The sequence below is a fragment of the Micrococcus sp. MS-ASIII-49 genome, assembly GCF_000946635.1.
In the GTDB taxonomy this organism is placed as follows: domain Bacteria; phylum Actinomycetota; class Actinomycetes; order Actinomycetales; family Micrococcaceae; genus Micrococcus; species Micrococcus luteus.
Genome location: NZ_JXSP01000029.1, coordinates 44,655 through 69,367, shown reverse-complemented (window position 1 = coordinate 69,367; position 24,713 = coordinate 44,655). Strand labels below are relative to the sequence as shown.

Below are 24,713 nucleotides of genomic sequence, written 5' to 3'. Positions count from 1 at the left end.
CTCATGACCCACAACACCTAGCCCGCCGCGGCCGTCCGCCCGCGGGCCCCTTCCCACCCGTGGGAGGCCTCACATCCGCTCGCGGCGGGCGAGGCGGACGGCCGTAGCATGGAGAGGCCGTCGGCCCGTCCGACACCGCCGAGCCCCGACCGCCAGGAGTACCCGATGCGCCCGCCCTCCCCTTCCCGCGCCCTGCGGCTCACGGGTGCCGTGGCCGCCGTGTGCCTGCTGGCCGGCTGCGCGGTCGACCCCGGCCTGGCCGAGGACTCGGCGTCCGACGACGGCGTGCCCCTGCCCGCGACGGAGGGGTATCAGCCGCTGACGGTCTACCTCGCCGTCGCGGAGGCGGAGGCGGTCCCGGGGACGAGCGGCCGGCCCTTCGGCTGCGGCGACCTGCTGGTGCCCGTGCAGACCGTGCCGACGGACACCGAGGACGAGGCGGACGCCGCCCTGGACTTCCTGTTCGCGGACGAGCGCGGCTGGCACGGCGACCCGTCGCTGTGGAACGCCGTGTTCGACGCGCGCGAGACCCTCACCCCGACCGGGCACCGCCGCGCGGGCGACGTGGAGATCTTCACCTTCACCGGCACCGTGACGCCGGAGGACGACTGCACGGCCGAGCGGATCCGCGCCCAGCTGCAGGCGACCGCCGCCGCCTTCACGTCAGCGGGACAGGTCCGGCTCGAGGTGGACGGCCGGGACCTCGACGACGTGCTGGGGCTCGAGCCGCTCCGCCTCGGCGAGCCCGTGGACGTCCCGCAGGGGGACCCCGCGCCGAGTGGGGAGCCGAGCGACGGATCCGGTGAGCAGACGTGGGCGCCGGAGGGCGAGTCGTCGGAGGACACGTGGGCACCGGCCGAGCCCTCGACCTGGGCTCCGGCCGAGCCCTCGGACGACACCTGGGCGCCGGCCGAGGAGTCGTCGTGGGGTCCCGCCGAGCCGACCCAGGGCACGTGGTCCCCCGGCCAGGAGCCGAGCGCCCCCTGACCGCGCGACCCGCCGTCGTCGCCCGTCATCGGACCTTCGGGCACGGCCGCGCCGTGCTATAGGGTGCCGAGCGTGCGGAACCTCCGAGATCACCTGTCCCAGCGCGCCGTCGGCGTGAAGCAGTCCGCGGTCCGCGACGTCTTCGACATCGCGATGGACCCGAACCTCATCTCGCTCGCGGGCGGGAACCCGTGGCTCGCCGACCTCCCCCTCGACGAGCTGGGCCGGATCGCCTCCGACCTGATGACCCGGTTCGGCACGGAGTCCCTGCAGTACGGCCCCGGCCAGGGCACCGAGGAGATGCGCGCCGCCGCGACCGCCGTGATGGCCGCCGACGGCATCCCGGACGCGGATCCCGACCTCGTGGTCATCACCCCCGGCTCGCAGGCCGCGATCGACACCGCCTGCCGGGCGTTCGCGGACCCGGGCGACGTCGTCGTGGTGGAGGACCCCACGTTCGTGGGCGCGTTGACCACCTTCACCACCTGGCAGCTCGAGGCCGTGGCCACGGGCACCGACGACCACGGCCTGGTGCCCGCGGCCCTCGACGAGACCCTGACCCGCCTGGCCGCCGAGGGCCGCCGCGTGGCCTTCCTCTACACGATCCCCTCGTTCGCGAACCCCTCGGGCGCCCTGCTGCCCCCGGGCCGCCGCGCCGAGGTGGGCGCGATCTGCGAGAAGCACGGCGTGCTCATCGTGGAGGACAACCCGTACGGGCAGATCGCGTTCGACGGCGAGCCCGTCGCCCCGATCGCCGCAGACCACCGGGACAACGTGGTCCACCTCGGCACGATGTCCAAGATCTTCTCCCCGGGCGTGCGCATCGGCTGGGCGCTCGTGCCGGCCGCGCTCAAGCGCGAGTTCTACCTGTGCGCGGAGTCCGCCTACATCCACGCGTCCACGTACTCGCAGATGCTCTCCACCGCCTTCGTCACGCAGCTGGACTGGCAGGGCCACGTCCGCCACGTGACCGGGCTGTACCGCGAGCGGGCCGCGGCGCTCGTGGACGCGGTGCGTGAGCACTGGGACCCGGGGGTCGAGTTCATCACCCCGCAGGGCGGCTTCTTCCTGTGGGCCACCCTGCCGACCGGGGTGGACACCCTCGAGGTGATGCACCGCGGCATCGAGGCGGGCGCGGTGTTCGTGCCGGGGGCGGCCTTCACCCCCGTCGAGGGCACGCACTCCACCCTGCGCCTGGCGTACTCGTTCGTGGACGCCGAGAGGCTCGTGGAGGGCGTGCGGCGCCTGGCCCCGGCGGTGAACGAGTCGATCGCCCGGGCCCGCTGAGCCGCGGCGGGCGCCCACGACGACGTCGGCCCGGCGCGTCTGCCGGGCGTACGACCCCTTCCCCGGGCCCGCGAGATCGTATACGATCTCGACCATGACGCAGAGCACACCGGAGCCGACGCCCACCGTCACCGAGCACGACTTCACCGTCCGGGAGAACCGGCCGGGCAAGGTGCTCGCCGTCCACCTGAACTACCCCTCCCGCATCGCCCAGCGGGGCCGGTCCCCGCAGGCCCCCGGCTACTTCCTCAAGGCCGGCACCTCCATCGCCCGCAGCGGCGACACGATCGAGCGCCCCGCCGGCACCGAGCTGCTCGCCTACGAGGGCGAGATCGCGCTGATCATCGGTCGCACCGCCCGGCGGGTCAGCCCGGAGGAGGGCTGGTCGCACGTCTCCGGCATCACCGCCGCCAACGACTGGGGCCTCTACGACCTCCGCCACGCGGACAAGGGCTCCAACGTCAAGAACAAGTCCGGCGACGGCTACACCCCGCTCGGCCCCGCGGTGATCTCCGCCGCGGGCCTGGACCCGGCCGCCCTGCGCGTGCGCACCTGGGTCAACGGCGAGATCGTCCAGGACGACACCACCGAGGACCTCGTCTTCCCGTTCGGCCGGCTCGTGGCCGACCTCTCGCAGCTCATGACGCTCGAGGAGGGCGACGTCATCCTCACCGGCACCCCCGCCGGATCCTCCGTGGCCCAGCCGGGCGACGTCGTCGAGGTGGAGGTGGACGCCCCCAGCGCCCCCGGCGCACCGACCACCGGCCGCCTGGTGACGACGGTCGTCGACTCGGAGCACGCCATGGCCCCGTTCGGCGCCCAGCCGACGGTGGACGACGTGCAGCGCGAGGAGGCCTGGGGTTCCCGCGAGGCCGCCGGCCTGGCCCCGCAGGCCGCGGCGGCGTCGTCGTCCGCGGTGGACGAGAACGGCCACTGGGTCGCGAGCGCCCCGCAGCCGGACCGCTCCCTGCTGACCCCCGAGCTGCGCGCCAAGATCGACGCCATCGCGGTGGCCACCCTCACCGCCCAGCTGCAGAAGCGCGGCGTCCAGAACGCGACCATCGACGGCCCGCGCCCGATCCACCGGGGTCGGCGCGTCCTCGGCTACGCCAAGACCCTGCGCTACATCCCCAAGCGCGAGGACCTGGCCAAGGAGTTCGGCGGCGGCTTCAACGCCCAGAAGCGGGCGATCGACTCGGTGCAGCCGGACGACGTGGTGGTCATGGAGGCCCGTGGCGAGCACGGCACCGGCACCCTCGGGGACGTCCTGGCCCTGCGCGCCCAGGTGAACGGCGCGAACGCCGTGATCACGGACGGCGGCATCCGCGACTCCGCCGCCGTCGCCGAGGTCGGCCTCCAGGTGTACGCCGGCGCCACGCACCCGGCGGTGCTGGGCCGCCGTCACATCCCGTGGGAGGTCGGCGGCACCATCGCCTGCGGCGGCACCACCGTGCAGCCCGGCGACATCATCGTCGGCGACGACGACGGTGTGGTGGTCATCCCGCCGTCCCTGCTCCAGGAGGTTGTGGACGACGCCTACGAGCAGGAGCTCCAGGACGCCTGGGCGTACGAGCAGGTCAAGGCCGGCTACCCGGTGGACGGGATGTTCCCCCCGAACGCCGAGTGGAAGGCCAAGTTCGCCGAGTACCGCAAGACCCTGCCGGACGCCCCGGCCCCGGAGGGCGACGCCTGAGCATGCGCCGCACGGACATCGGAACGGTCGGCCTCGCAGGCGCCCCCGTCTCCAAGGCGGACCGCGCCTACCAGGCGATCCTCGAGGGGATCCGGGACCAGCGCCACGAGCCGGGCGACCGGCTGGTGCTGTCCCAGATCGCCGCGGAGCTGGGCATGTCCGTGGTGCCCGTGCGGGAGGCGATCCGCCGCCTGCAGTCCGAGAAGCTGGTGGCCTACGAGCGCAACGTGGGCGCGACCGTGGTCGGCATCGATCCGGTCGAGTACCGCCACACCATGGAGACGCTGGCGCTGGTGGAGGGGTTCTCCACCGCCCAGTGCGCCCCGCACGTGACCGCCGAGGACCTCGCGGCGGCCCGCGAGGTGAACGCGACCATGCGCGCGATGACGGAGTCGGAGACGGCCTGGGACCCGGTGGCGTTCACCGAGCTCAACCGCCGCTTCCACTCGATCCTGTTCGAGCATCACCAGAACGAGCACGTGCACGACCTGGTGCACCGCGGCTGGAACCGCCTGGCCGCGCTGCGCTCCTCCACGTTCGCGTACGTGCCCGGCCGGGCGGTGGCCTCCGTGGACGAGCACGAACACCTGCTGCGCCTGATCGAGGACGGGGCGCGCTTCGAGGAGATCGAGGCCGCCGCCCGCGCCCACCGCCTGAACACCCTGCACGCCTACCTGGAGCACAGCGCCGAGCCGTCCGCGTGACCGCCGGCCGGACCGGCGCCGTCGGCTCCAGACCCCGACCATCCGCCCCCGAAGCACTCAGCGAAAGAGACACCATGACGGAGAAGACCAGCATCGAGGCCCGCAAGCCCGAGGGCCTGCCCGACGTCCTGCGCCACTACATCGACGGCGAGTTCGTCGACTCGATCGACGGCGACACCTTCGAGGTGCTCGACCCGGTGACCAACGAGCCGTACCTGACGGCCGCCTCCGGCAAGGCCGCGGACATCGACCGCGCCGTCGCCGCCGCGAAGCGGGCCTTCGAGTCCGGCGAATGGTCCCAGGCCCTGCCGCGCCAGCGCTCCCGCGTGCTGCACGCGATCGCCGACATCATGGAGACCCGCGGCAACCAGCTGGCCGAGATGGAGTGCTTCGACACCGGCCTGCCGATCAAGCAGGCGAGGGGCCAGGCCGCCCGCGCCGCCGAGAACTTCCGCTTCTTCGCGGACCTGATCGTGGCCCAGCACGACGACACCTTCAAGGTGCCGGGCCGCCAGATCAACTACGTGAACCGCAAGCCGATCGGCGTCGCCGGCCTGATCACCCCGTGGAACACCCCGTTCATGCTGGAGTCCTGGAAGCTGGCCCCGGCCATCGCCACCGGCAACTCGGTGGTGCTCAAGCCCGCCGAGTTCACCCCGCTCTCGGCCTCCCTGTGGGGCGGGATCTTCGAGGAGGCCGGCCTGCCGAAGGGCGTGTTCAACATGGTGCACGGCTTCGGCGAGGAGGGCTACGCGGGCGACCCGCTCGTGAAGCACCCGGACGTGCCGCTGATCTCCTTCACCGGCGAGTCCCGCACCGGCCAGATCATCTTCGCCAACGCCGCCCCGCACCTGAAGGGCCTGTCCATGGAGCTCGGCGGCAAGTCCCCGGCCGTGGTGTTCGAGGACGCGGACCTGGACGCGGCGATCGACGCGACCATCTTCGGCGTGTTCTCCCTGAACGGCGAGCGCTGCACCGCCGGCTCCCGCATCCTGGTCCAGCGTTCCGTCTACGACGAGTTCGTGGAGCGCTACGCCGCCCAGGCCTCCCGCGTGAAGGTCGGCCTGCCGGACGACGAGACCACCGAGGTCGGCGCCATCGTGCACCCGGAGCACTTCGAGAAGGTCATGTCCTACGTGGAGATCGGCAAGACCGAGGCCCGCCTGGTGGCCGGCGGCGGCCGCCCGGAGGGCTTCCCCGAGGGCAACTTCGTGCAGCCCACCGTGTTCGCGGACGTGGCCCCGGACGCCCGGATCTTCCAGGAGGAGATCTTCGGCCCGGTGGTGGCCATCACCCCGTTCGACACGGAGGAGGAGGCCCTGCAGCTGGCCAACAACACCAAGTACGGCCTGGCCGCCTACATCTGGACCAACGACCTCAAGCGCGCCCACAACGTCGCGCAGAACGTGGAGGCCGGCATGGTGTGGCTGAACTCCAACAACGTGCGGGACCTGCGCACCCCGTTCGGCGGGGTGAAGGCCTCCGGCCTGGGCCACGAGGGCGGCTACCGCTCGATCGACTTCTACACCGACCAGCAGGCCGTGCACATCAACCTCGGCGAGGTCCACAACCCGGTGTTCGGCAAGCAGGAGCAGGCCGCGGCGAAGATCGACGGCTGAGCCCGCGCCGACCGGTGACCACGACGGCGCCCGCACCGTCCCCGCGACGGTGCGGGCGCCGTCGTCGTGGTGGGGCCGGGCCGGGCTCCTCCCCCGGCCCACCCGACGCGGGTTGAGTTGTCGCGGGTGCGGGCGCCCCGGACCCGCGACAACTCAACCCGCGTTCCTCGAGAGCCTTTCCGTCGGTCGCCCGGATCGTATACGATCGAGCCACTGACCGTGTCCCAGGCCACAGCGCACCGCCCCCTCACCAAGGAGCACCGATGACCAACCTCGAGAGCCGCCAGAAGACCTCCTCCGGCTTCTTCGTCACCAAGGAAGCCCCCATCGACCCGGAGAACCCCCTCCCCACCCCGACGTCCGAGGCGCCGGACATCCTGCGCTGCGCCTCGATGGAGCTCGTGGTCACGGACCTCGCCCAGTCCCGCGAGTTCTACGTGGACGTGCTCGGCCTCGTGGTCACCGAGGAGGACGAGGAGACCGTCTACCTGCGCTCCATGGAGGAGTTCATCCACCACAACCTGGTGCTGCGCCAGGGCGAGACCGCCGCCGTGGCCGCGTTCTCCTACCGGGTGCGCACCCCCGAGGACCTGGACAAGGCGGTCGCCTTCTACGAGGAGCTGGGCTGCCGCGTCGAGCGTCGGAGGGACGGCTTCGTCAAGGGCGTCGGCGACTCCGTGCGCGTCGAGGACCCGCTGGGCTTCCCCTACGAGTTCTTCCACGACGTCGAGCACGTGGAGCGCCTGGCCTGGCGCTACGACCTCTACACCCCGGGCGCCCTCGTCCGCCTGGACCACTTCAACCAGGTGACCCCGGATGTGCCGCGCGCCGCCCGCTACATGCAGGACCTGGGCTTCCGCATCACCGAGGACATCCAGGACGAGAACGGCACCGTCTACGCCGCGTGGATGCGCCGCAAGCCCACCGTGCACGACACCGCCATGACCGGCGGCGACGGCCCCCGGATGCACCACGTGTGCTTCGCCACGCATGAGAAGCACAACATCCTGGCGATCTGCGACAAGCTCGGCGCGCTGCGCATGTCCGACCACATCGAGCGCGGCCCGGGTCGCCACGGCGTCTCCAACGCGTTCTACCTCTACCTGCGCGACCCCGACGGCCACCGCGTGGAGGTCTACACCCAGGACTACTACACCGGTGACCCGGACAACCCCGTGGTCACCTGGGACGTGCACGACAACCAGCGTCGCGACTGGTGGGGCACCCCGGTCGTGCCGTCCTGGTACACCGACGCCTCCCGCGTGCTGGACCTCGACGGCAACCTGCAGCCGCTGGTCTCCCGCACCGACGACTCGGAGATGGCCGTGACCATCGGCGCCGACGGCTTCTCCTACACCCGCGAGGAGCAGGGCGAGGAGTCCCTGCCGGAGTGGAAGCAGGGCGAGTACAAGCTCGGCAACCAGCTCTGACCGGCACTGCCGGGCGCCGCTCCGGGACACCACGACGACGGCGGGCGCCCAACGCAGGCGCCCGCCGTCGGCGGCCGCCCTCCCTGCCTCCCTCCGCGTCTCGCCGCCCCACGCCGTTCGAGGCGGAAAATCCACCTCATTCGAGCCGGGAGGGCCGGTTTGAGCTCGATTTCCCGCCTCGAAGCGTGGGGAGCAGGGGTGTCCCGCCTCGCAGACGGGCGTCGGGGGTCGCCGGGCCCCGAGGGGCCGGCCTGGCTCACGGTGCACCGCCGCAAGCCCGGGCTGGGCATCGGGACGCGCGCCCCGGACTGATCCGGGGCGGTGACAGGATGGCGACGGGGCCGGGGGCCGAGCCGCGTAATCGTATACGATCAAGGCCAGGCCCCTGCCCGTCGTCGTGAAGGAGACCGCTGTGCTGGACCACGAGACCCACGTCAAGATCGCCGACGAGCTGCACCGTGCGGGCATCGACCGCGTGCCCGTGCCGCGGCTGACCGCGCGCTACCCGGAGATGGAGATCGAGGACTCGTACGCCGTCCAGCGCATCTGGGCCGAGCGCCAGGTCGAGGCGGGCCGCCGCAAGGTGGGCCACAAGATCGGCCTGACCTCCAAGGCCATGCAGGACGCGACCGGGATCGACGAGCCGGACTACGGCGTGATCTTCGACGACCAGGTGTTCGAGTCCGGCCACGTGTACGAGTGGAAGAAGTACACCCATCCGCGCGTCGAGATGGAGCTGGCGTTCGTGCTGCGGGACGAGCTGCGCGGGCCCGGCCTGAACCTGATGGACGTGCTGCGCGCCACCGAGTACGTGGTGCCCGCGCTGGAGGTGCTGGACTCGCGCATCGAGATGGCCGGCCGCACCATCACGGACACCATCTCGGACAACGCCGCCCTGGGCTCCCTGGTGATCGGCGGCCGCCCCGTGGGCGTGCACGACGTCGACCTGCGGTGGGTCTCCGGCATCCTCTCCCGCAACGAGGAGATCATCGAGACCGGCGTGGCCGCGGGCGTGCTGAACCACCCGGCCAACGGCGTGCACTGGCTGGCCAACCGCATCGCCGAGCACGGAGACGCGCTCGAAGCCGGTGAGATCGTGCTCGCCGGCTCCTTCACCCGCCCGATGTGGGTGTACGAGGGCGACACCGTCTACGCCGACTACGGCCCGCTCGGCACCATCACCTGCCGCTTCGCCTGACCCGCCCGTCGTCGTCGCCCCGCCCGCCCGCGCCCGCCCGCCCGCAACGCGGGTTGACCTATCACCAGTACGACGCCGCTCCACCCGCGACAACTCAACCCGCGTCGGGTGGAGGATGCGGAGAACCCCGGAGGAACGTCCCATGCCCGTCCGCCACAACCCGCAGCCGCTGTTCCGCGACCTCTTCACGCCCGAGGCCGTCGCCGCCCGTGGGGGCCGCCCCGCCGCCGGCATGTTCCTCTCCTCCGGGGACCCGACGACGGCGGAGATCTGCGCCGGCGCGGGCCTCGACTACCTGCTCATCGACGCCGAGCACGCCCCGCTGACGCTGCAGGACGTCCTCGCCCAGCTGCGCGTGATCGCCGGCTACCGCGTGCCCACCCTGGTGCGCGTGCCGGCGCTGGACACCGTGGCCATCAAGCAGTTCCTGGACCTGGGCGCCCAGACCCTGTTGGTGCCCATGGTCGACGACGCCGCGATGGCCCGCAGCGCCGTGGCCGCCGCCCGCTACCCGGACGGCTCCGCCGAGGGCGGGGTGCGCGGCGTGGGCTCCGCCCTGGCACGCTCGGGCCGCTGGAACCGGATCCCCGGCTACCTGCCCGGCGCGGCGGACCACGTCTCCGTGATCGTGCAGATCGAGACGGCCGCGGGCGTGCGCAACGCCGACGAGATCGCGGCGGTGGACGGGATCGACGGCGTCTTCATCGGTCCCTCGGACCTCTCCGCGTCCCTGGGACTGCTCGGCCAGCAGTCGCACCCGGAGGTGGTGGCCGCGGTCGAGGAGGTCATCGCGAAGGTCAAGGCCGCCGGGAAGTTCGTGGGCGTCAATGCGTTCGTGCCCGCGCAGGCCGACGCCTACGCCGCCGCCGGTGCGGACTACGTCAACGTGGGCGCCGACGTCGCCCTGCTGGCCCGGGCCGCCGAGGCCCTCGCCGACCGCTGGTGCCCGGCCCCGCGCGACGCCGCGGGCTCGGACGGGCAGGGTGCGCCCCGCGCGTCGTACTGATCGGCTCATCCCCTCACTTCGGGGCGCGAAATCCACCTCAAGAACGCCCGGTCCTGGCCCATGACGTGGATTTCCCGCCTCGAATGGCTCGGGGCCGGCGCCCCGGGGGACGTCGCCGCCTCCTGCACAACCGCACCGGACCCCCTCGTGCATCCCCAGACCCCCGCTCGTTCGTCGCGGGACGTGGAGCGACGGGACACGCTCACCGCATGCCCCGTCGTCCCGCCCCGCTGCCGCCGTCGATCGACCCCACCGCCTTCACGGTCGATGACGCGCGCCGGGCGGGTGTGACGTGGTCCCGACTGCAGTCCTCAGACCTGCGGCGGCTGCGCCACGGCATCTACGGGCCGGCCGGCCCTGCGGCGGTCTCCGTCCGTGAGTGGACGATGGATGAGATCCGCGCGTACCAGCGGCGCCATCCCGACGTCGTCGTCAGCCATGAGACCGCCGCCCGCCTGCACGGCCTGACCGTGCCCGCACGGCTGCTGACCCCCGGTGCGGTGCACGTCAGCGTCGGCACCTCGGGCGGCCGGCCGGCCCAGGCGGGTCTGGCGCCCCACCGCATCGAGGTGCCGGAGGGACAGCGGATGACGCGGGGCGGCGTGCTTGTGACGACGCCGGCCCGCACCCTGTGGGACCTGTGCGCGGCACGGGCGGCGCTCACGGAGCGGGACGTCGTCGTCGCCGGTGACGCCCTGCTCTGCCCGCCGTGGCTGCCCGGCGGCGGACGCGGGGATCCCGCCTACACCCCGGAGGAGCTCGTCCGATCGCTGGCCGAACGGGGACGTTTCCGGGGGCGCGGACTGGCCCGGGCAGCGCTGGCGAGGATGCGCGTGGGGGCGGATTCGCCGCGCGAGACGCGTCTGCGGCTGGCGCTCGTCGATGCCGGGCTGCCGGAGCCCGAGGTGCAGTGCCGGCTGGACCCGTCAGACCGCCGCGCTCCGACGGTCGACCTCGGGTATCGGCCGTGGCGCCTCGCGTTGCAATACGAAGGCGAGCACCACCGCACCGCCGAGCAGCAGGCCCGCGACGTGCTGCGCGACCGCTGGTGCGCCGACCACGACTGGCTCTCGATCAAGGTCATGTGGGCCGACGCTCGGAACGACTACGCGGACGTCGTCGCGCGGGTGCGGCGCCGGGCGGCCGCGTTCGGTGGGTGACCCGGTGAGATCCACGGTCACCGCAGTCCGCCACGGCCCCCCGTTTCGAGGCGGGAAATCCAGCTCATAGCACTCTGGTCCACGCCCATGGGGTCGATTTCCCGCCTCGAAAGGACGGGCCCGGTGGGAGTCGGCCCGTGAACACCCGTGCTCCCCCACGTAGCGTGGCCCCATGACCACGTCCGTTCCCGCCCTGAGCTCGCATTTCGCCGACACCTTCCCCGAGCTCGCCCTGCCCTGGCAGGCCCAGGCCACGGACGGCCCGCAGCTCGTCCTGCTCAACGCCGGCCTCGCGGCGGAGCTCGGCCTCGACGCCGAGTGGCTCGCCACCGACGACGGCGTCTCCTTCCTCACCGGCGAGCAGCCCGGCCCGGGCGCGCGGCCGGTCGCGCAGGCGTACGCGGGCCACCAGTTCGGCCACTACTCTCCCCGCCTGGGTGACGGGCGCGCCCTCCTCCTCGGCGAGCTCACGGCTCCGGACGGTCGGCTCCACGACCTGCATCTCAAGGGCTCCGGTCGCACGCCCTTCGCGCGCGGCAACGCCGACGGGCAGGCCGTGCTCGGCCCCATGCTCCGCGAGTACGTGGTCTCCGAGGCGATGCACGCCCTCGGCGTGCCGACCACGCGGGCGCTGGCCGTCGTCGGCACGGGCCACCCGGTCCGCCGCGAGACCGTGCTGCCGGGTGCGGTGCTGGCCCGGACGGCCGCGTCGCACCTGCGCGTCGGCACGGCCCAGTACGCCGCGGCCCTCCCCGAGCAGGCGCACCCCACGGAGGTGCTGCGCCGGATCGTCGATGAGGCCATCGCCCGCCACCACCCGCACGCCACCGACGCCGAGCACCCCGCGCTCGCGCTCTACGAGGCGGTGATCGCCGCGCAGGCCGCGCTCGTCTCCCGCTGGATGCTCGTCGGCTTCGTGCACGGTGTGATGAACACGGACAACATGACCCTGTCCGGCGAGACCATCGACTACGGCCCCTGCGCGTTCATCGACGCCTTCGACCCGGCCGCGAGCTTCTCCTCGATCGACACCCAGGGCCGGTACGCGTACGGGAATCAGGGGCCCATCGCGGCGTGGAACCTCGCCCGGCTCGGCGAGGCCCTCGTGCCCGTGCTCGACGACGACCCCGACCGCGCCGTCGCACTCGCCCAGGAGGCGCTGGGCAGGTTCCACGGCGCCCATCTCGCGGCGTGGCGGGGCGGACTGCAGGACAAGCTCGGTCTCCCGGCGTCCGTGGCGGAGGACGACGTCGCCGCGCTCACCGACCGCCTGTTCCCGTGGCTGGCCGCGGCGCGGGCCGACTGGACCTTGTTCTGGGTGCGGCTGGCCGAGCACACGGCGGCGCCCGTGGACGACGACGCGGCCCGCACCGAGGCGGCACGACTCGTCCCCGGCGCCCCGGACCCCGCGGGGCTCGCCGCCTGGCTCGCGGACTGGCGGGCGATGGGTCCCGATCCGGCCCGGATGCGCGCGGTGAACCCCGTCTACATCCCACGGAACCACCTGCTCGACGAGGCCCTGACGGCCGCGGAGGACGGGGACCTCACCGCCGTCCACCGGCTGCTCGAGGCCGTCACGGATCCCTTCACCCCGCGCCCCGGGTTCGAGCGGTACGCGGAGCCGTGGCCGGAGGACGGGGCCCCGTTCGTCACCTACTGCGGCACCTGACCACTTTCGTCGACGAAACGGGCGCCCTCACCCCCGCGCCAGCGACTTCACCGGCACGGCCGGGTCCGCGAGCGCGGCGGCGTCCACCACGATCCCCCGGTCGATGATGCGCCGGGCGGCCTTGACGGTCATGGGGTCGTCGATCGACGCGGCCCCGCGCAGGGTCCCGTCCGCGGCCAGGGCGAAGCTCGCCACCACCGTCCCGCGCACCTCGCGGTCCACGATCCGCCCACCGGCCGGCACCGTCATGTCCCCCACGGCCTCCACGTGGGCGTCGTACCGGTCGGACCAGAACCACGGGGCGCCCGGGGCGTCCGCCTCCTCCCCCAGGATCGCCGCCGCGGCGGCCGCGCCGGAACGCAGGGCCGGCTCCCAGTGCCGGGACGGGGCCCACGCGGACTCCCGGGCGCGCGCGGCGTCACCCACGGCCAGGATCCCGGGCACGGTCGTGCGGCCCATCGCGTCCGTGAGCACGCCGTCGGCCACCTCCAGACCGGCGTCCTCGGCGAGCGCGGTGTCCGGCACGGTGCCCCCGGCCAGCACCACGACGTCGGCGTCCACGGTCCGCCCGTCGTGGAGGTGGAGCCGGTGGGCGGCCGGCAGCGCGGCGCCGCCGTCGGCGTCCCGGTGCTCGATCCAGGCCGCCCGGCCGACCTCGACAGCGACCCCGTGCTCGGCGTGCATCCGGTGCAGGCGGGCGGCCAGCGCCGGCCCGACCGCCGCGCGAGCCGGGGCGTCCGTCCCGGTCACGAGCGTCACCGCGGCGAGCGAGCGGCGCGCCGCGGCCGCGACCTCCGCCCCCGTGAAGCCGCCGCCCACGACCGCCACCTCGGCCCCGAACGTCAGGCGGTCGCGCAGGGCCTCGGCGTCGGCGCGGGTGCGCAGGGTGATCAGGTCCGGGTGGTCGGCGCCGGCGACGTCGAGGGCCCGGGGTCGCCCGCCCGTGGCGAGCACGACCGCGTCCGCGTCCAGGACCCGCCCGGAGGCCGTCTCCACCCGGTGGGGCGCGGGGCCGCCGTCGGGGTGGACGCCGCCCGGCACCACCCGGACCGCCTCGTCCTCCACCAGCTCCACCCCGTGCTCGGCGAACCATGCCGGCGGGGCGAGCAGCAGGCGGCGCGCGTCCGCGTCGCCGGTCAGGAACTCCTTGCTCAGGGGTGGCCGGTCATAGGGCACGCCCTGCGGGTCCACGAGTGCGATCTCGCCCGCGAAACCGCGACGCCGCAGCTCGCGGACCACGGCGAAGCCCGCGACGCCGCCGCCCACCACCGCGACCGAGCCGGGCACGCCTGCCGGGGCCTCGACGTCGTGGCTCATGCGCCGGGGACGAGGTAGAGCTGGCCCTCGCGCTCCTCGACGCGGTGCACGCCGACGCCCTTGGTGGCGGGCAGGCAGAGCGCCTCGCCGGTGCGCAGGCAGAACTGCGCGGCGTGCAGCGGGCACTCCACCCGGTCGTCCTCGAGCCAGCCCTCGGCCAGCGAGGCGTCCTCGTGGGTGCACGTGTCGTCGATCGCGTGGAACTCGCCTGCGTCCGTGTGGAACACCGCGACGTCGTCCCTCGTCCCCGCCGTCGCCGCCGGGACGACGATCGCCTCGCCCTCCGGGACGTCCGCCGCCGCGCCGATGTGGATCGGCTCCGCCATGGTCTGCCTCCTCTGGTTCCCGGGCCGGGCGGCCCGTGGTGGTCTCCCGTCACCGTATCCCCCGGCGCGGACCCGACACCCCTCCGCTGTGCTCCGCCCCGGTGCCACACCGCGCCCACCTGTGAATGGATGAACCGGACATCACGGGGGCGTGAAATCACCCGACAAGCCTTCGAAAGATGTTCCCGGGAATGGTCGATCACGCTACGATCACGACGGCCTCTGGCCCTCATCCCGCCCTCACCACGCCACCGACCCGGGAAAGCGACACGGCCCGCGCCTGTCGTTCCTCGGGCACTCCACCTTCCGAAGGCATCCGCATGAAGATTCTCCCGCCGCGTTCCGCCGCGTCCCCCCGCCCGCTCGCGCCCGCCGTCGCGGTCGCCGCGCTCTCCGTCCTCGTCGGCGGCCTGCTCCCGCAGCCGCCGTCCGCGACCACGGAGGGCGCCCCCGACGCGCGCCCGCTCGACGACGCCGCCCGTGCCACGACCGCAGGGACGGCCACGACCCCCGCGTCGGCCGCTCCCGTCGAGGGCGCCGGCGTCGCGACCGTCCCGCAGGAGGGCGAGAACCTCGTCCCGGCCGAGGAGGCCCCGGCCGGCGTCGTGCTCGGCGAGCCCGTGGTGGACCGCCCGTTCACGGTGGCCGCCGCCGTGTGGGACGCCGCGGCGGACGACGCCGTCGAGCGCGTGGAGATCCGCGTGCGTCAGGACGGGGCCTGGGGCCCGTGGCAGGTCCTGGATCGGCCCGTCCTGCCCGAGGGCGCCGCCCCCGCGCGCACCGGCACGGACCCGTTCGTCGCGTTCGGCGCGGACGGCGCCCAGCTGCGCGTGACCACCGCCGACGGCGCAGCCCCGGCCGGCCTCGAGCTGTCCCTCATCGACCCGGGCACGGCCGCCACGGACGAGACCGTCGCGAGCGCGCACCCGGCGGTGGCCGCCGAGCAGGCCGCCGAGACCGCCGGTCTGCCCCGGGGCGTGAAGTCGAGCGCCGTCGTCGGGGGCGCGGAGCCCGCCGAGGCCCGCACCGTGGCCACGGCCTCGGACGCCCGCGCGAAGATCCTCCCGGACGTCATCACCCGCGCCCAGTGGGGCGCGGACGAGTCCTGGGCGGAGGACTCCCCGCAGTTCGACCAGGTGCGCGCGCTGACCATCCACCACACGGCCGGCACCAACGACTACTCGCGCGCCCAGGCCGTGGAGCAGATGCGCGGCATCTACGCGTACTACACGAAGACCCTCGGCTGGGGCGACTTCCCGTACCACCTGATCACGGACCGCTTCGGCAACATCTACGAGGGCCGCCGCGGCGCCCTGGACTCGAACCCGCTGGGCACGCACGCGGGCGGGTTCAACCGGGGCACGATGGGCATCTCCACGATGGGCAACTACGACGTGGTCGCCCCGTCCGAGGAGGTCGTGGACGCGATGGCCCGCGCCACCGCCTACTACCTGTACCGCGACGGCATCGACGCGCGCGGCCGGGTCACCCTGACCTCGGGCGGCAGCACGAAGTACGCCGCGGGCACGCCCGTCACCGTGGACACGATCTTCCCGCACCGGGCCACGTCCGCGACCGCGTGCCCGGGGCAGCACCTGATGGCTCGCTTCGACGACCTGCGGGACCGCGCCGAGGCCATCGCGACGGCGGCCGGCCAGCCGCCGACACCGGCCACCCCGGCTCCGACGCCGGCTCCGACGACCGAGCCGTCGACCGCCGGCACGTACACGGTGCAGCCGAACGACGGCTGGTGGATCATCGCCCGCCGCACCGGAATGCCCGCGGCCACCCTCCAGGAGCTCAACGGCATGACCGAGTCGACCGTGCTCCACCCGGGCATGGTGCTGCGCACCGTCGCCGACCCGACCGCCCCGGAGCCCACCCCGATCACCACCGGCACCTACACGGTGCAGCCGGACGACGGCTGGTGGGTCATCGCCCGACGGACCGGCGTGTGCGCCGCGGAGCTCCAGCGGCTCAACGGCATGACGGCGTCGACCGTCCTGCACCCGGGGATGGTGCTCATCACGGCCGCCACGGCGCCGGCCTCCACGCCCGCGCCCGCTCCGGCCCCCGCCCCGGGCACGTACACGGTCCGTGAGGGCGACGGCTGGTGGATCATCGCCCACCGCACCGGCGTGACGATGGAGACCCTCCAGCGCCTCAACGGCATGACCGCGACCACCGTGCTGCACCCGGGGATGGTGCTGCGGACCGGCCAGACCGCCTCCGCCCCGGCGCCCTCGCCCGCCACCTACGTGGTCCAGGCGAACGACGGCTGGTGGCTCATCGCCCAGCGCACGGGCGTCTCCATGGAGCGCCTGCAGCGCCTCAACGGCATGACGGTCTCGACCCTGCTCCACCCGGGCATGGTGCTGCGCACCGCCTGAGCACCCCGCCGGGACGACGTCGGCCCGCACCTGCGCGCGAAGGTGCGGGCCGCCGTCGTCGGTTGAGTTATCACCGGTCGCAGGCCGCCGCACCCGGGATAAGTCAACCGGCGTTCCTCCCCACGAGAAGTCGACGACGGCGCAGGCCTCCGGGAGCCCGTGGGGCCGGTGACTGCGGCGCGGCGGCTCAGTCCTCGAGCTTCTCGAACCGCACGCCGGGGTGCGCCGCCTCCAGCTCCTCCCACGTGATGCCGTGCAGCTCGCGGACCCGCACGACCCCGGAGGCGTCCAGCAGGAAGACGCCCCGATCCGCGTAGATGCGGGAGACGCAGCCGACGCCGGTGAGGGGGAACGTGCACTCGGCCAGCAGCTTCGGATCGCCCTTCTTGGTGAAGAGATCCATCATCACGTAGGTGTCCTTGGCGCCGATCGCCAGGTCCATCGCACCCCCGACGGCGGGGATCGCCCCGGGCTTGCCCGTGGACCAGTTGGCGAGGTCGCCGGTCGCGGAGACCTGGTAGGCGCCGAGGACGCACACGTCCAGGTGGCCGCCGCGCATCATGGCGAACGAGTCGGCGTGGTGGAAGTACGCGGCCCCGGGCAGCTCGGTGACGGGGATCTTGCCGGCGTTGATGAGGTCTTCATCGATCTGCTCGCCCTCGGCCTGCGGGCCGAAGCCCAGCATGCCGTTCTCGGTGTGCAGGGTGACGTTCTTCTCCGCCTCCAGGTAGTTGGACACCGTGGTGGGCTGGCCGATGCCCAGGTTCACGAAGGAGCCGGGGGCGATGTCCGCCGCGATCGTACGGGCCAGTTCGTCCTGGGTCAGCGGGGTGTCGGTCTGGGTGATGCTCATCGCTCTCCTCACTTCCCCTCGGCGGCCGGCTCGGCCGCGGTCGTCGTGGCCGCGCACGGCTTCGGCCGGCCCTCCGCCAGGGCAGCCCGCTCGGCGCGCTCCTTCTCCCCGGACTCGGTGTCGATCCGCACCACGGTGTCCGTGTAGATGCCGGGGGTCACCACGTGCTCCGGGTCGATCGGCTCCTCGCGGACCTCGTCCACCTGGACGATCGTGGTGGCGGCGGCCGCGGCCATGACGGGTCCGAAGTTGCGGGCGGTCTTGCGGTACACGAGGTTGCCGTGGCGGTCCGCCGCGTACGCCTTGATGAGCGCGACATCGCCGCGGATCGGGGCCTCCAGCACGTAGTGCGTGCCGTCGATCTCGCGGACCTCCTTGCCCTCGGCCAGCTGCGTGCCGTAGCCGGTGGGCGTGAAGAAGCCGCCGATGCCGGCGCCGCCGGCGCGCAGGCGCTCGGCCAGGTTGCCCTGCGGGACGAGCTCCAGCTCGATCTCCCCGGCACGGTAGGCCTCGTCGAAATGCCACGAGTCGGACTGGCGCGGGAACGAGCAGATGATCTTGGCGACCCGCCGCTCCTTGATCAGCAGCGCCAGGCCCGCGTCCGCCTGGCCCGCGTTGTTGTTGACCACCGTGAGGCCGGTGGCCCCGGACTCGAGCAGCGCGTCGATCAGCTCCATCGGCTGGCCGGCGTTGCCGAACCCGCCGATCAGCACCGTGGCGCCGTCGGTGATGCGGGAGACGGCCTGCGCGGCCGTGTCCACGAACTCCAGCATGGGGACTCCTTGGATGAGGGGGTCGGGTGGGTGCTCGGCCGGACGCGTCAGCGCGCGGCCACGTTCTCGAGGACGACGGCGATGCCCTGGCCCACGCCGATGCACAGCGCGGCCACGCCCCACCGCTCACCGGAGGCCTCGAGGCGGCGGGCCAGCGTGCCGAGCACGCGGGTGCCGGAGGCCCCGAGGGGGTGGCCGATCGCGATCGCGCCGCCCCAGGCGTTCACGATCTCCGGGTCCACGCCCCAGGCGTCCGTGCAGGCCAGGGACTGGGCGGCGAAGGCCTCGTTGAGCTCGACGGCGGCCACGTCCTTCCAGCCGATCCCGGCGCGGGACAGGGCCCGTTTCACCGCCTCCACCGGCGCGTAGCCGAAGAAGTCGGGCTCGTTGGCGGCGGTGGCGCGGCCGGCGATGCGGGCCAGGGGCTCCAGGCCGAGCACATCGGCGCCCGTCGACGAGCCCAGGAGGGCGGCCGAGGCGCCGTCGTTCATGGGCGAGGCGTTGCCCGCCGTGACGGTGCCGTTCTCCCGGCGGAACACGGTGCGCAGGCCGGCGAGGGTCTCGGGGGTGGAGTCCGGGCGGACGGTCTCGTCCCGCTCCAGGTCCGTGCCGGGCACGGCGGCCACGAGGGAGTCATACCGCCCCTCGTCCCACGCCCGCGCGGTAAGGCGGTGCGAGCGCGCGGCGAACTCGTCCTGGCGCTCGCGGGAGATGCCGAAGCGCTCGCGCAGCAGCTCCGTGGCCTCGCCGAGCGAGACGGTCCACTCCGGCGGCATCGCGTCATTGATCAGGCGCCAGCCGAGCGTGGTGTTCGCCGCCGCCAGGTCGTGCATGGGGAACGGGCGGGTGGTCTTGGGCAGCACCCACGGGGCACGGGACATCGACTCCACGCCGCCCACGAGGACCACGTCCGCCTCGCCGGTGTTGATCTGGCGGGAGGCGATGATCGCCGCGTCCAGGGAGGAGCCGCAGAGGCGGTTCACGGTGGTGCCGGGGATGGACAGCGGCAGGCCGGCCAGGAGGGTGGCCATGCGGGCCACGTTGCGGTTCTCCTCGCCCGCGCCGTTGGCGTTGCCGAAGACGACCTCGTCGATCCGCTGCGGGGCGGCGGCGTCCGTGCCGGCCTCGATCGGGCGGCCGGCGGCGGCGTCGGCCACGGCCTGGGCGGACGCGGCGCGCAGGCCCTCCAGGCCCGGGGCGCGGTCCACGAGGGTGCGGACCACGTGGGCGGCCATGTCGTCGGGGCGCACCCCCGACAGCGCGCCGCCGACCTTGCCGAAGGGGGTGCGGACGGCGTCGAACACGTAGGCATCGGTGAGGCTCATGGCCTCACCGTAGGACCGCCTCGGCGGGCGGGGAAGGGTGTGTGCGTGACGCGCACGGGCGTGCGCTGTGCGCATAGCGGACTACGCTGGCGGACATGACCGACGACGTCGACGCCCCCGGCGCACGTCCCGCGTCGGGCGGGGACGTGGTGCGCGCCCTGGCGTCCGGTCTGGCGGTGCTGCGCGCGTTCACCCCGGACACCCCCACGCTCTCGGTGAGCGAGGCCGCGACCGCCGCGGGGGTCACCCGGGCCACGGCGCGGCGCATGCTGCTGACGCTCACGGAGCTCGGCTACGCCGTGCAGGACGGGCGGCGGTTCGCGCTGACCCCGCGCGTGCTGGAGCTCGGCCACGGCTACTGGTCCGGCCGGTCCGTCTCCGAGATCCTCCGGCCGATCCTCACCCAGGCCTCGCAGCGCCTGCACCAGTCCTGCTCCGCGGGCGTGCTCCACGGGGCGCACCTGATGTACATCGCGCGTGTGCACACCGAGCGGATCCTGCGGGTGAACCTCGACGTCGGCACGCGCCTGCCCGCGTTCACCACGTCCATGGGCCGCGTGCTGCTGGCCGACCTGCCCGAGGACGAGGCCTGTGCCCTGCTCGCAGGCGCCCCGCGCACCCCCGCCACGGAGCACACCCTCACGGACGTGGACGCGCTGATGGCCGAGCTGGCGCGCGTGCGGGAGCAGGGCCACGCCGTGGTGACCGCGGAGCTGGACGCCCATCTGAGCAGCGTCGCCGTGCCCGTGCGCGACGCCGAGGGGCGAGTGGCCGTGGCGATCAACACGGCGCTGTCCCTCGGGCCGGACCATCGCGACCCGGGCGCGCGCCGGGCGGCCCTGCGGACCGGGGCCCGCGTGCCGGCGCCGCGCACGCCGGAGGTGGCGGCCGCCGTCGTGCAGGCCCTGCCGGTGCTGCGCGCCGCCGCGGACGACGCCGAGGCCGCCCTGGCCGCGCTCCAGCGCTGAGCGCCCACCCCCTTCAGCACTCCCCGCACCCGCATCCGCACCAGCACCAGCACCAGCACCCGCCCCCGCGAATCGACTGCGGTTCTGACCCTTCTGAGGCCCGGAACGGCCGCCAGAAGGGTCGGAAGTGCAGTGGATTCGGAACGGGAAGGGCAGGGTGGGGGGTCAGGCCGGGAAGCGGCGGAGGTACTCCTCGAGGGAGTCGTCCGGGCGGTCCATCCACGGCACCGGGTGCGCCGCGGCCAGCGTGCCGGTCACGGTCGAGCGGTGCCGCCGGTCGCGGAACGTCCGGACGTCCTCGATCCGGGCGTCGCGCATCTCGAGGAAGGTGCGGGCCACCGCCTCGACGTCCACCTCCGGGCAGTCCGTGTGGGAGGACAGGTCCTGGATGTACGCGCCCTGGTAGGCCAGCGCGGCCGGCGGCCCGTCGATCCGCGTCATCCGCTCGAACCAGGCGTCCATGTCGGCCCGACGCTCCTCATCGCCGGGCACCGGGACGCGGCCGAGCAGCACGTCGCGGGCGAAGAAGGCCTGCGCGTCCAGGAGCGTCAGGGTGAACAGCTGCTGGGTGGCACCCAGGTAGAGCACGCGCGGGTCGGCGTGCCAGACCACGCCCTTCCACAGCCCGAACGGGGCCAGCAGGTTCGGGCCGGCCAGCGCCAGCTCGCCCGGCAGGAAGGGGTAGTGGTGGCGGTAGCCGGTGCACAGCAGCACGGCGTCGTACTCGGCGGTGGAGCCGTCCGCGAAGGTGACCTCCGCACCGTCGAACCCCTGCACCTCGGGGGCCTCGTCCATGCCGGCCGGCCACGCGATGTCCTGCGGGCGGGCACGGTAGGCGGTGGTCACGTGGGCGGCGCCGGCGCGGTGCAGCTGCAGGGCCAGGTCCTGCCCGGAGTAGGAGGAGCCCACCACGAGCACGCGACGGCCCGTGTACGGCTCCGGGCTTCGGTAGTCGTGGGCGTGCTGGGCCTGCCCGGGGAAGGTCTCCACGCCGGGCCAGGACGGCAGGTGCGGGGTGTGGAAGTGCCCGGTGGCCACCACGACGCGGTCGAACCGCTCGGTGACGGCCTCGCGCGTGACCAGGTCCTCCGAGGTCACCCCGAACCCGCCGTCGTCGAGCGGCTGCACCCAGCGGACGGCCGTGGCGAACCGGATCTGCGGGCGGATGCGCCCGGCCACCTTGGCCACCCGGCCCACGATGTAGTCCCGCATGGCCTCCCGCGGGAGGTACGAGGACACGGCGCGGCCGAAATGCGCATCGAACGGGTAGTCCGGGTACTCCATGCACTCCTTGGGCCCGTTGATCCACAGGTCCCGGTACATGGCGGAGTGCACGGGCTCGCCGTGGCGGTCCGCGCCGGTGCGCCAGTCCAGGTTCCACTGGCCGCCCCAGTCGTCCTGGCGCTCGAACGCCACGACCTCCGGGACCGCCGCCCCCGCGTCCTCGGCCAGGGCGAGGCTCCTCAGCAGGGCCATGCCGGACGGGCCGGCTCCGATCAGGGCGACGCGCTCACGCATGGGTGTCCTTCCGAGAGTGGGGGTGGGGCGGCTCGGCCCGACCGTAGCACCGGCCCCCGCGAATCGACTGCGGTTCTGACCCTTCTCCGGGGTGGAACGGCCGCCAGAAGGGTCACAAGTGCAGCGGGCCACCCGCACCATGATCGACCCGCCGAACGGGGCGCGGCGGACAAGGGTCACGGCCGCCACGGCCATGAGTCCGAGGCCGTAGAGGAGGCCGGCCGGGTCCCACATGCCCAGCACGACGCCGGACCCGGCGTCGGCAAGGTCGGCATCGTGCCGGGCGAAGACCTCCTGGGCCAGCTGGAACGCGATGCTCCGGGGAGTACTCCCAGCTTCCTCTACGGCATGCGATACTCCCATCATTCATTACTCAATTCACGCGCCGTGCATGGCAGCCGTTGGCCACAACGGCATGTGACATCACTGCGCCCTCCCGAAGGAGCATCGTGGCCCGCAAGAGCAATCCTGTGTATTACGACGCCAACGGCAATGTCGTGCAGCCCCCCGCGAAGAAGAAAGGGGGGTGTCTCAAGTACGCCCTGATCGGCCTGCTCGCCCTGATCGTGATCGCCGTCCTCGCCTCCATGATGGGCGGCGGTTCGAACAGCACCTCGGAGGGGGGCGGAGAGGCCGCCTCCCAGGGCGAGACCAGCTCCAGCGACGAGGCAGCCAAGGTCGGCCTCGGCCAGGAGTTCACCGTGGGCGACTGGGCCACGACCGTTGAGTCGGTCGATACGCCCGTCGCGAGCGTCGGCCCGTCCGGCTTCTCCACGGAGGCCCAGGGCGAGTTCGTGCCCGTGCAGATCAGCGCGAAGAACAACGCCAAGGAGGAGCGGACGTTCTTCGCCGACAGCGTGAAGCTCGTCAGCGCAGACGGGGCCGAGTACAGCTACAGCACGGACGCATCGATCTACGGCACCGAGAACGGCATGAACATCGAGCCGACCAACCCGGGCAACGTGGCCAGCGGCTACCTGTGGTTCGACGTTCCGGCAGGGACCGAGATCACCCAGGTCAAGGTCTCCGGGGGCGGCCTCTCCCTCGATCAGCCGGTGGTCGTCGAGCTCGACTGATCAGCGCGCAGACGAGGCCCCATGTCCTTCCCGGGCATGGGGCCTCGTGCGCGCTGTGAACGTTGCGCTCAGAGCGGCCTGCCCTCGGCGAGGTCGGCGTCCTCCTGGGCGAGCTTGAACGCGATGTTCGCCGCCGGCACGGAGGCGTAGACCGCGGTCTGCAGGAGGATCTCCTGGATCTCCTCCCGGGTCAGGCCGTTGCGCAGGGCGGCGCGCGGGTGCATGGCGCACTCGTCCCAGTAGCCGCCGGCCACCATGGCGGAGATGGTCACGGCTGAGCGCATCCGCCGGTCCAGACCGGGCCGCGTCCAGATCGTCCCCCATGCGTAGCGGGTGATCAGGTTCTGGAAGTCCTCGGTGGTGGCGTCCTTCCTCGCCTCGGCGCGGTCCACGTGGGCGTCGCCCAGGACCTCGCGGCGCACGGCCCTGCCCGCGTCGAGCACCTCCTGGGAGGTGCGGTCCATGTCGTGCCCGATGGGCTGCTCGGCGCTCATGCGCAGTCTCTCCTCGTGGTGGGGGCGTCGTCGTGCGGGGCAGGGCGGGAGGGGGCGGGCGGCTCAGCGCGCCGGGAAGGCGGCCAGGGCCGCGGCGGTGCGCTCGGGCTGCTCGAGGGGGGCCTGATGGGCGGTCTCGTCGAACACGTGGGTCACGGTGCCCGGCACCGCGGCGGCGATCTCCTCGCCCGCCGAGGGCGGGGTGACCTGGTCCGCCACGCCGTGGATCGTGAGGACGGGGACGGCGATCTCCCCGAGGCGCCCGCGCACGTCGAAGTCGGCCAGCGCCTCGCACAGGCGCGCGTAGGAATGGCGGTCCGCCTCCTGCAGGGTGTGCAGCAGGCCCGTCGTCCGCTCCGGGTGGGCCGCGATGAACCCGTCGGCGAACCAGCGCTGCGCCGAGCCCTCGACGAGGGTCGGGGTGCCGGCACGCTCCACGAGCTCGGCGCGCTCGCGCCAGGACCCCGCCTCGCCGATCTTCGCGGCGGAGCAGATCACGGCCACACCGGAGACGGTGTCCGCGTGGTCCAGGGCCAGCTGCAGCGCCACGCACCCGTTGAGGGAGACGCCCGCGAAGTGCACGGGCAGGTCCGCGGGAACGGTGCCGTCCTCCTGCAGCGCCTGCACGGCGGCGACGACGGCGTCCGCCAGCTCCGCCATCGAGAACGGCTCGGCGTGGGGCTCGGAGGCGCCGTGGCCGGGCAGGTCGTAGCCGACCACCACGGTGTCCTCAGGGAGCTGCTGCGCGGCGAGGCTCCACAGGGCCTGGACGCCGGTGCCGAGGCCGGCGCCGACCACGAGCACGCGGGCGGGGTCCTGGGCGGGCTTCAGGAGGGTGGTGGTGACACGGGGGGTGCTCATGGGCGGTCCTTCCTCTGCGGCGGCGCCGCACCCCGAGGGGCGCGGCCGGTTCTGACGGA

21 protein-coding genes are annotated in these 24,713 nt (G+C 73.5%); 13 read left to right on the top strand and 8 right to left on the bottom strand.

The window, feature by feature from the left end; genetic code table 11:
- Positions 1-165 precede the first annotated feature (165 nt).
- The 10 genes from SJ20_RS02135 (at position 166) to SJ20_RS02090 (ending at position 12,753) form a co-directional block, all read left to right on the top strand.
- Positions 166-987 carry a GerMN domain-containing protein gene (locus SJ20_RS02135; RefSeq protein ID WP_044658787.1) on the top strand — a complete coding sequence of 274 codons (822 nt, stop codon included), beginning with the start codon at positions 166-168 and terminating at the stop codon, positions 985-987.
- A 72-nt stretch (positions 988-1,059) separates the two neighbouring features.
- Complete coding sequence (locus SJ20_RS02130; protein WP_044658786.1) at positions 1,060-2,274, top strand: PLP-dependent aminotransferase family protein; 1,215 nt, start codon at positions 1,060-1,062, stop codon at positions 2,272-2,274.
- 94 nt (positions 2,275-2,368) lie between these two features.
- Positions 2,369-3,967, top strand: coding sequence for a fumarylacetoacetate hydrolase family protein (locus tag SJ20_RS02125; protein ID WP_044658785.1), 1,599 nt, complete (start codon positions 2,369-2,371; stop codon positions 3,965-3,967).
- Between the two features lie 2 nt (positions 3,968-3,969).
- Entirely contained in the window at positions 3,970-4,671 is a 702-nt protein-coding gene (locus SJ20_RS02120) for a GntR family transcriptional regulator (protein WP_041102616.1), read from the top strand.
- Positions 4,672-4,745: 74 nt separating this feature from the next.
- On the top strand, positions 4,746-6,290 hold the full coding sequence (gene hpaE / locus SJ20_RS02115) for a 5-carboxymethyl-2-hydroxymuconate semialdehyde dehydrogenase (RefSeq protein WP_044658784.1): 1,545 nt from the start codon (positions 4,746-4,748) through the stop codon (positions 6,288-6,290).
- 263 nt (positions 6,291-6,553) lie between these two features.
- Positions 6,554-7,720 carry a 3,4-dihydroxyphenylacetate 2,3-dioxygenase gene (hpaD, locus tag SJ20_RS02110; RefSeq protein WP_044658783.1) on the top strand — a complete coding sequence of 389 codons (1,167 nt, stop codon included), beginning with the start codon at positions 6,554-6,556 and terminating at the stop codon, positions 7,718-7,720.
- A 412-nt stretch (positions 7,721-8,132) separates the two neighbouring features.
- Positions 8,133-8,918: a 2-keto-4-pentenoate hydratase gene (locus SJ20_RS02105; protein WP_044658782.1), complete on the top strand. Its 786-nt coding sequence runs from the start codon at positions 8,133-8,135 to the stop codon at positions 8,916-8,918.
- Between the two features lie 142 nt (positions 8,919-9,060).
- Positions 9,061-9,924, top strand: coding sequence for an HpcH/HpaI aldolase/citrate lyase family protein (locus SJ20_RS02100; RefSeq protein ID WP_044658781.1), 864 nt, complete (start codon positions 9,061-9,063; stop codon positions 9,922-9,924).
- 209 nt (positions 9,925-10,133) lie between these two features.
- Positions 10,134-11,084: a hypothetical protein gene (locus tag SJ20_RS02095; RefSeq protein WP_044658780.1), complete on the top strand. Its 951-nt coding sequence runs from the start codon at positions 10,134-10,136 to the stop codon at positions 11,082-11,084.
- A 172-nt stretch (positions 11,085-11,256) separates the two neighbouring features.
- Entirely contained in the window at positions 11,257-12,753 is a 1,497-nt protein-coding gene (locus SJ20_RS02090) for a YdiU family protein (protein WP_044658779.1), read from the top strand.
- A 27-nt stretch (positions 12,754-12,780) separates the two neighbouring features.
- Here SJ20_RS02090 and SJ20_RS02085 read toward each other — a convergent pair whose 3' ends face one another.
- Together SJ20_RS02085 and SJ20_RS02080 are read right to left on the bottom strand one after the other, a co-directional pair.
- Positions 12,781-14,070, bottom strand: a complete 1,290-nt coding sequence (locus SJ20_RS02085) for an NAD(P)/FAD-dependent oxidoreductase (RefSeq protein ID WP_044658778.1) — start codon at positions 14,068-14,070, stop codon at positions 12,781-12,783.
- A complete protein-coding gene (locus SJ20_RS02080) occupies positions 14,067-14,396 on the bottom strand; it encodes a bifunctional 3-phenylpropionate/cinnamic acid dioxygenase ferredoxin subunit (protein WP_002857882.1) in 330 nt (109 codons plus the stop codon). The genes SJ20_RS02085 and SJ20_RS02080 overlap by 4 nt, the downstream gene beginning before the upstream one ends.
- Before the next feature lie 320 nt (positions 14,397-14,716).
- On the opposite strand from SJ20_RS02080, the gene SJ20_RS02075 reads away from it, so the two are divergent.
- Positions 14,717-16,786 carry a LysM peptidoglycan-binding domain-containing protein gene (locus SJ20_RS02075; RefSeq protein ID WP_044658777.1) on the top strand — a complete coding sequence of 690 codons (2,070 nt, stop codon included), beginning with the start codon at positions 14,717-14,719 and terminating at the stop codon, positions 16,784-16,786.
- A 187-nt stretch (positions 16,787-16,973) separates the two neighbouring features.
- Here the strand turns inward: SJ20_RS02075 and SJ20_RS02070 are convergent, their stop codons facing one another.
- From SJ20_RS02070 to SJ20_RS02060, 3 genes are read right to left on the bottom strand one after another with little or no spacing between them, the layout of a single operon-like run.
- Positions 16,974-17,639, bottom strand: a complete 666-nt coding sequence (locus tag SJ20_RS02070) for a 3-oxoacid CoA-transferase subunit B (protein WP_020624468.1) — start codon at positions 17,637-17,639, stop codon at positions 16,974-16,976.
- An 8-nt stretch (positions 17,640-17,647) separates the two neighbouring features.
- Complete coding sequence (locus SJ20_RS02065) at positions 17,648-18,412, bottom strand: 3-oxoacid CoA-transferase subunit A (protein WP_020624469.1); 765 nt, start codon at positions 18,410-18,412, stop codon at positions 17,648-17,650.
- 47 nt (positions 18,413-18,459) lie between these two features.
- Positions 18,460-19,737, bottom strand: coding sequence for a thiolase family protein (locus SJ20_RS02060; RefSeq protein WP_044658776.1), 1,278 nt, complete (start codon positions 19,735-19,737; stop codon positions 18,460-18,462).
- 95 nt (positions 19,738-19,832) lie between these two features.
- Between SJ20_RS02060 and SJ20_RS02055 the strand changes: the two genes are divergently transcribed.
- Complete coding sequence (locus SJ20_RS02055; RefSeq protein ID WP_020624471.1) at positions 19,833-20,705, top strand: IclR family transcriptional regulator C-terminal domain-containing protein; 873 nt, start codon at positions 19,833-19,835, stop codon at positions 20,703-20,705.
- Positions 20,706-20,870: 165 nt separating this feature from the next.
- On the opposite strand, the gene SJ20_RS02050 is transcribed toward SJ20_RS02055, so the two are convergent.
- Entirely contained in the window at positions 20,871-22,589 is a 1,719-nt protein-coding gene (locus tag SJ20_RS02050) for an NAD(P)-binding domain-containing protein (protein ID WP_200891080.1), read from the bottom strand.
- Between the two features lie 83 nt (positions 22,590-22,672).
- Between SJ20_RS02050 and SJ20_RS02045 the strand changes: the two genes are divergently transcribed.
- Entirely contained in the window at positions 22,673-23,299 is a 627-nt protein-coding gene (locus tag SJ20_RS02045; RefSeq protein WP_129867092.1) for a DUF4352 domain-containing protein, read from the top strand.
- A gap of 68 nt (positions 23,300-23,367) precedes the next feature.
- Here SJ20_RS02045 and SJ20_RS02040 read toward each other — a convergent pair whose 3' ends face one another.
- Together SJ20_RS02040 and SJ20_RS02035 are read right to left on the bottom strand one after the other, a co-directional pair.
- Entirely contained in the window at positions 23,368-23,793 is a 426-nt protein-coding gene (locus tag SJ20_RS02040; RefSeq protein WP_044658774.1) for a carboxymuconolactone decarboxylase family protein, read from the bottom strand.
- Between the two features lie 63 nt (positions 23,794-23,856).
- Entirely contained in the window at positions 23,857-24,654 is a 798-nt protein-coding gene (locus SJ20_RS02035; RefSeq protein ID WP_020625038.1) for an alpha/beta fold hydrolase, read from the bottom strand.
- Positions 24,655-24,713: the final 59 nt, after the last annotated feature.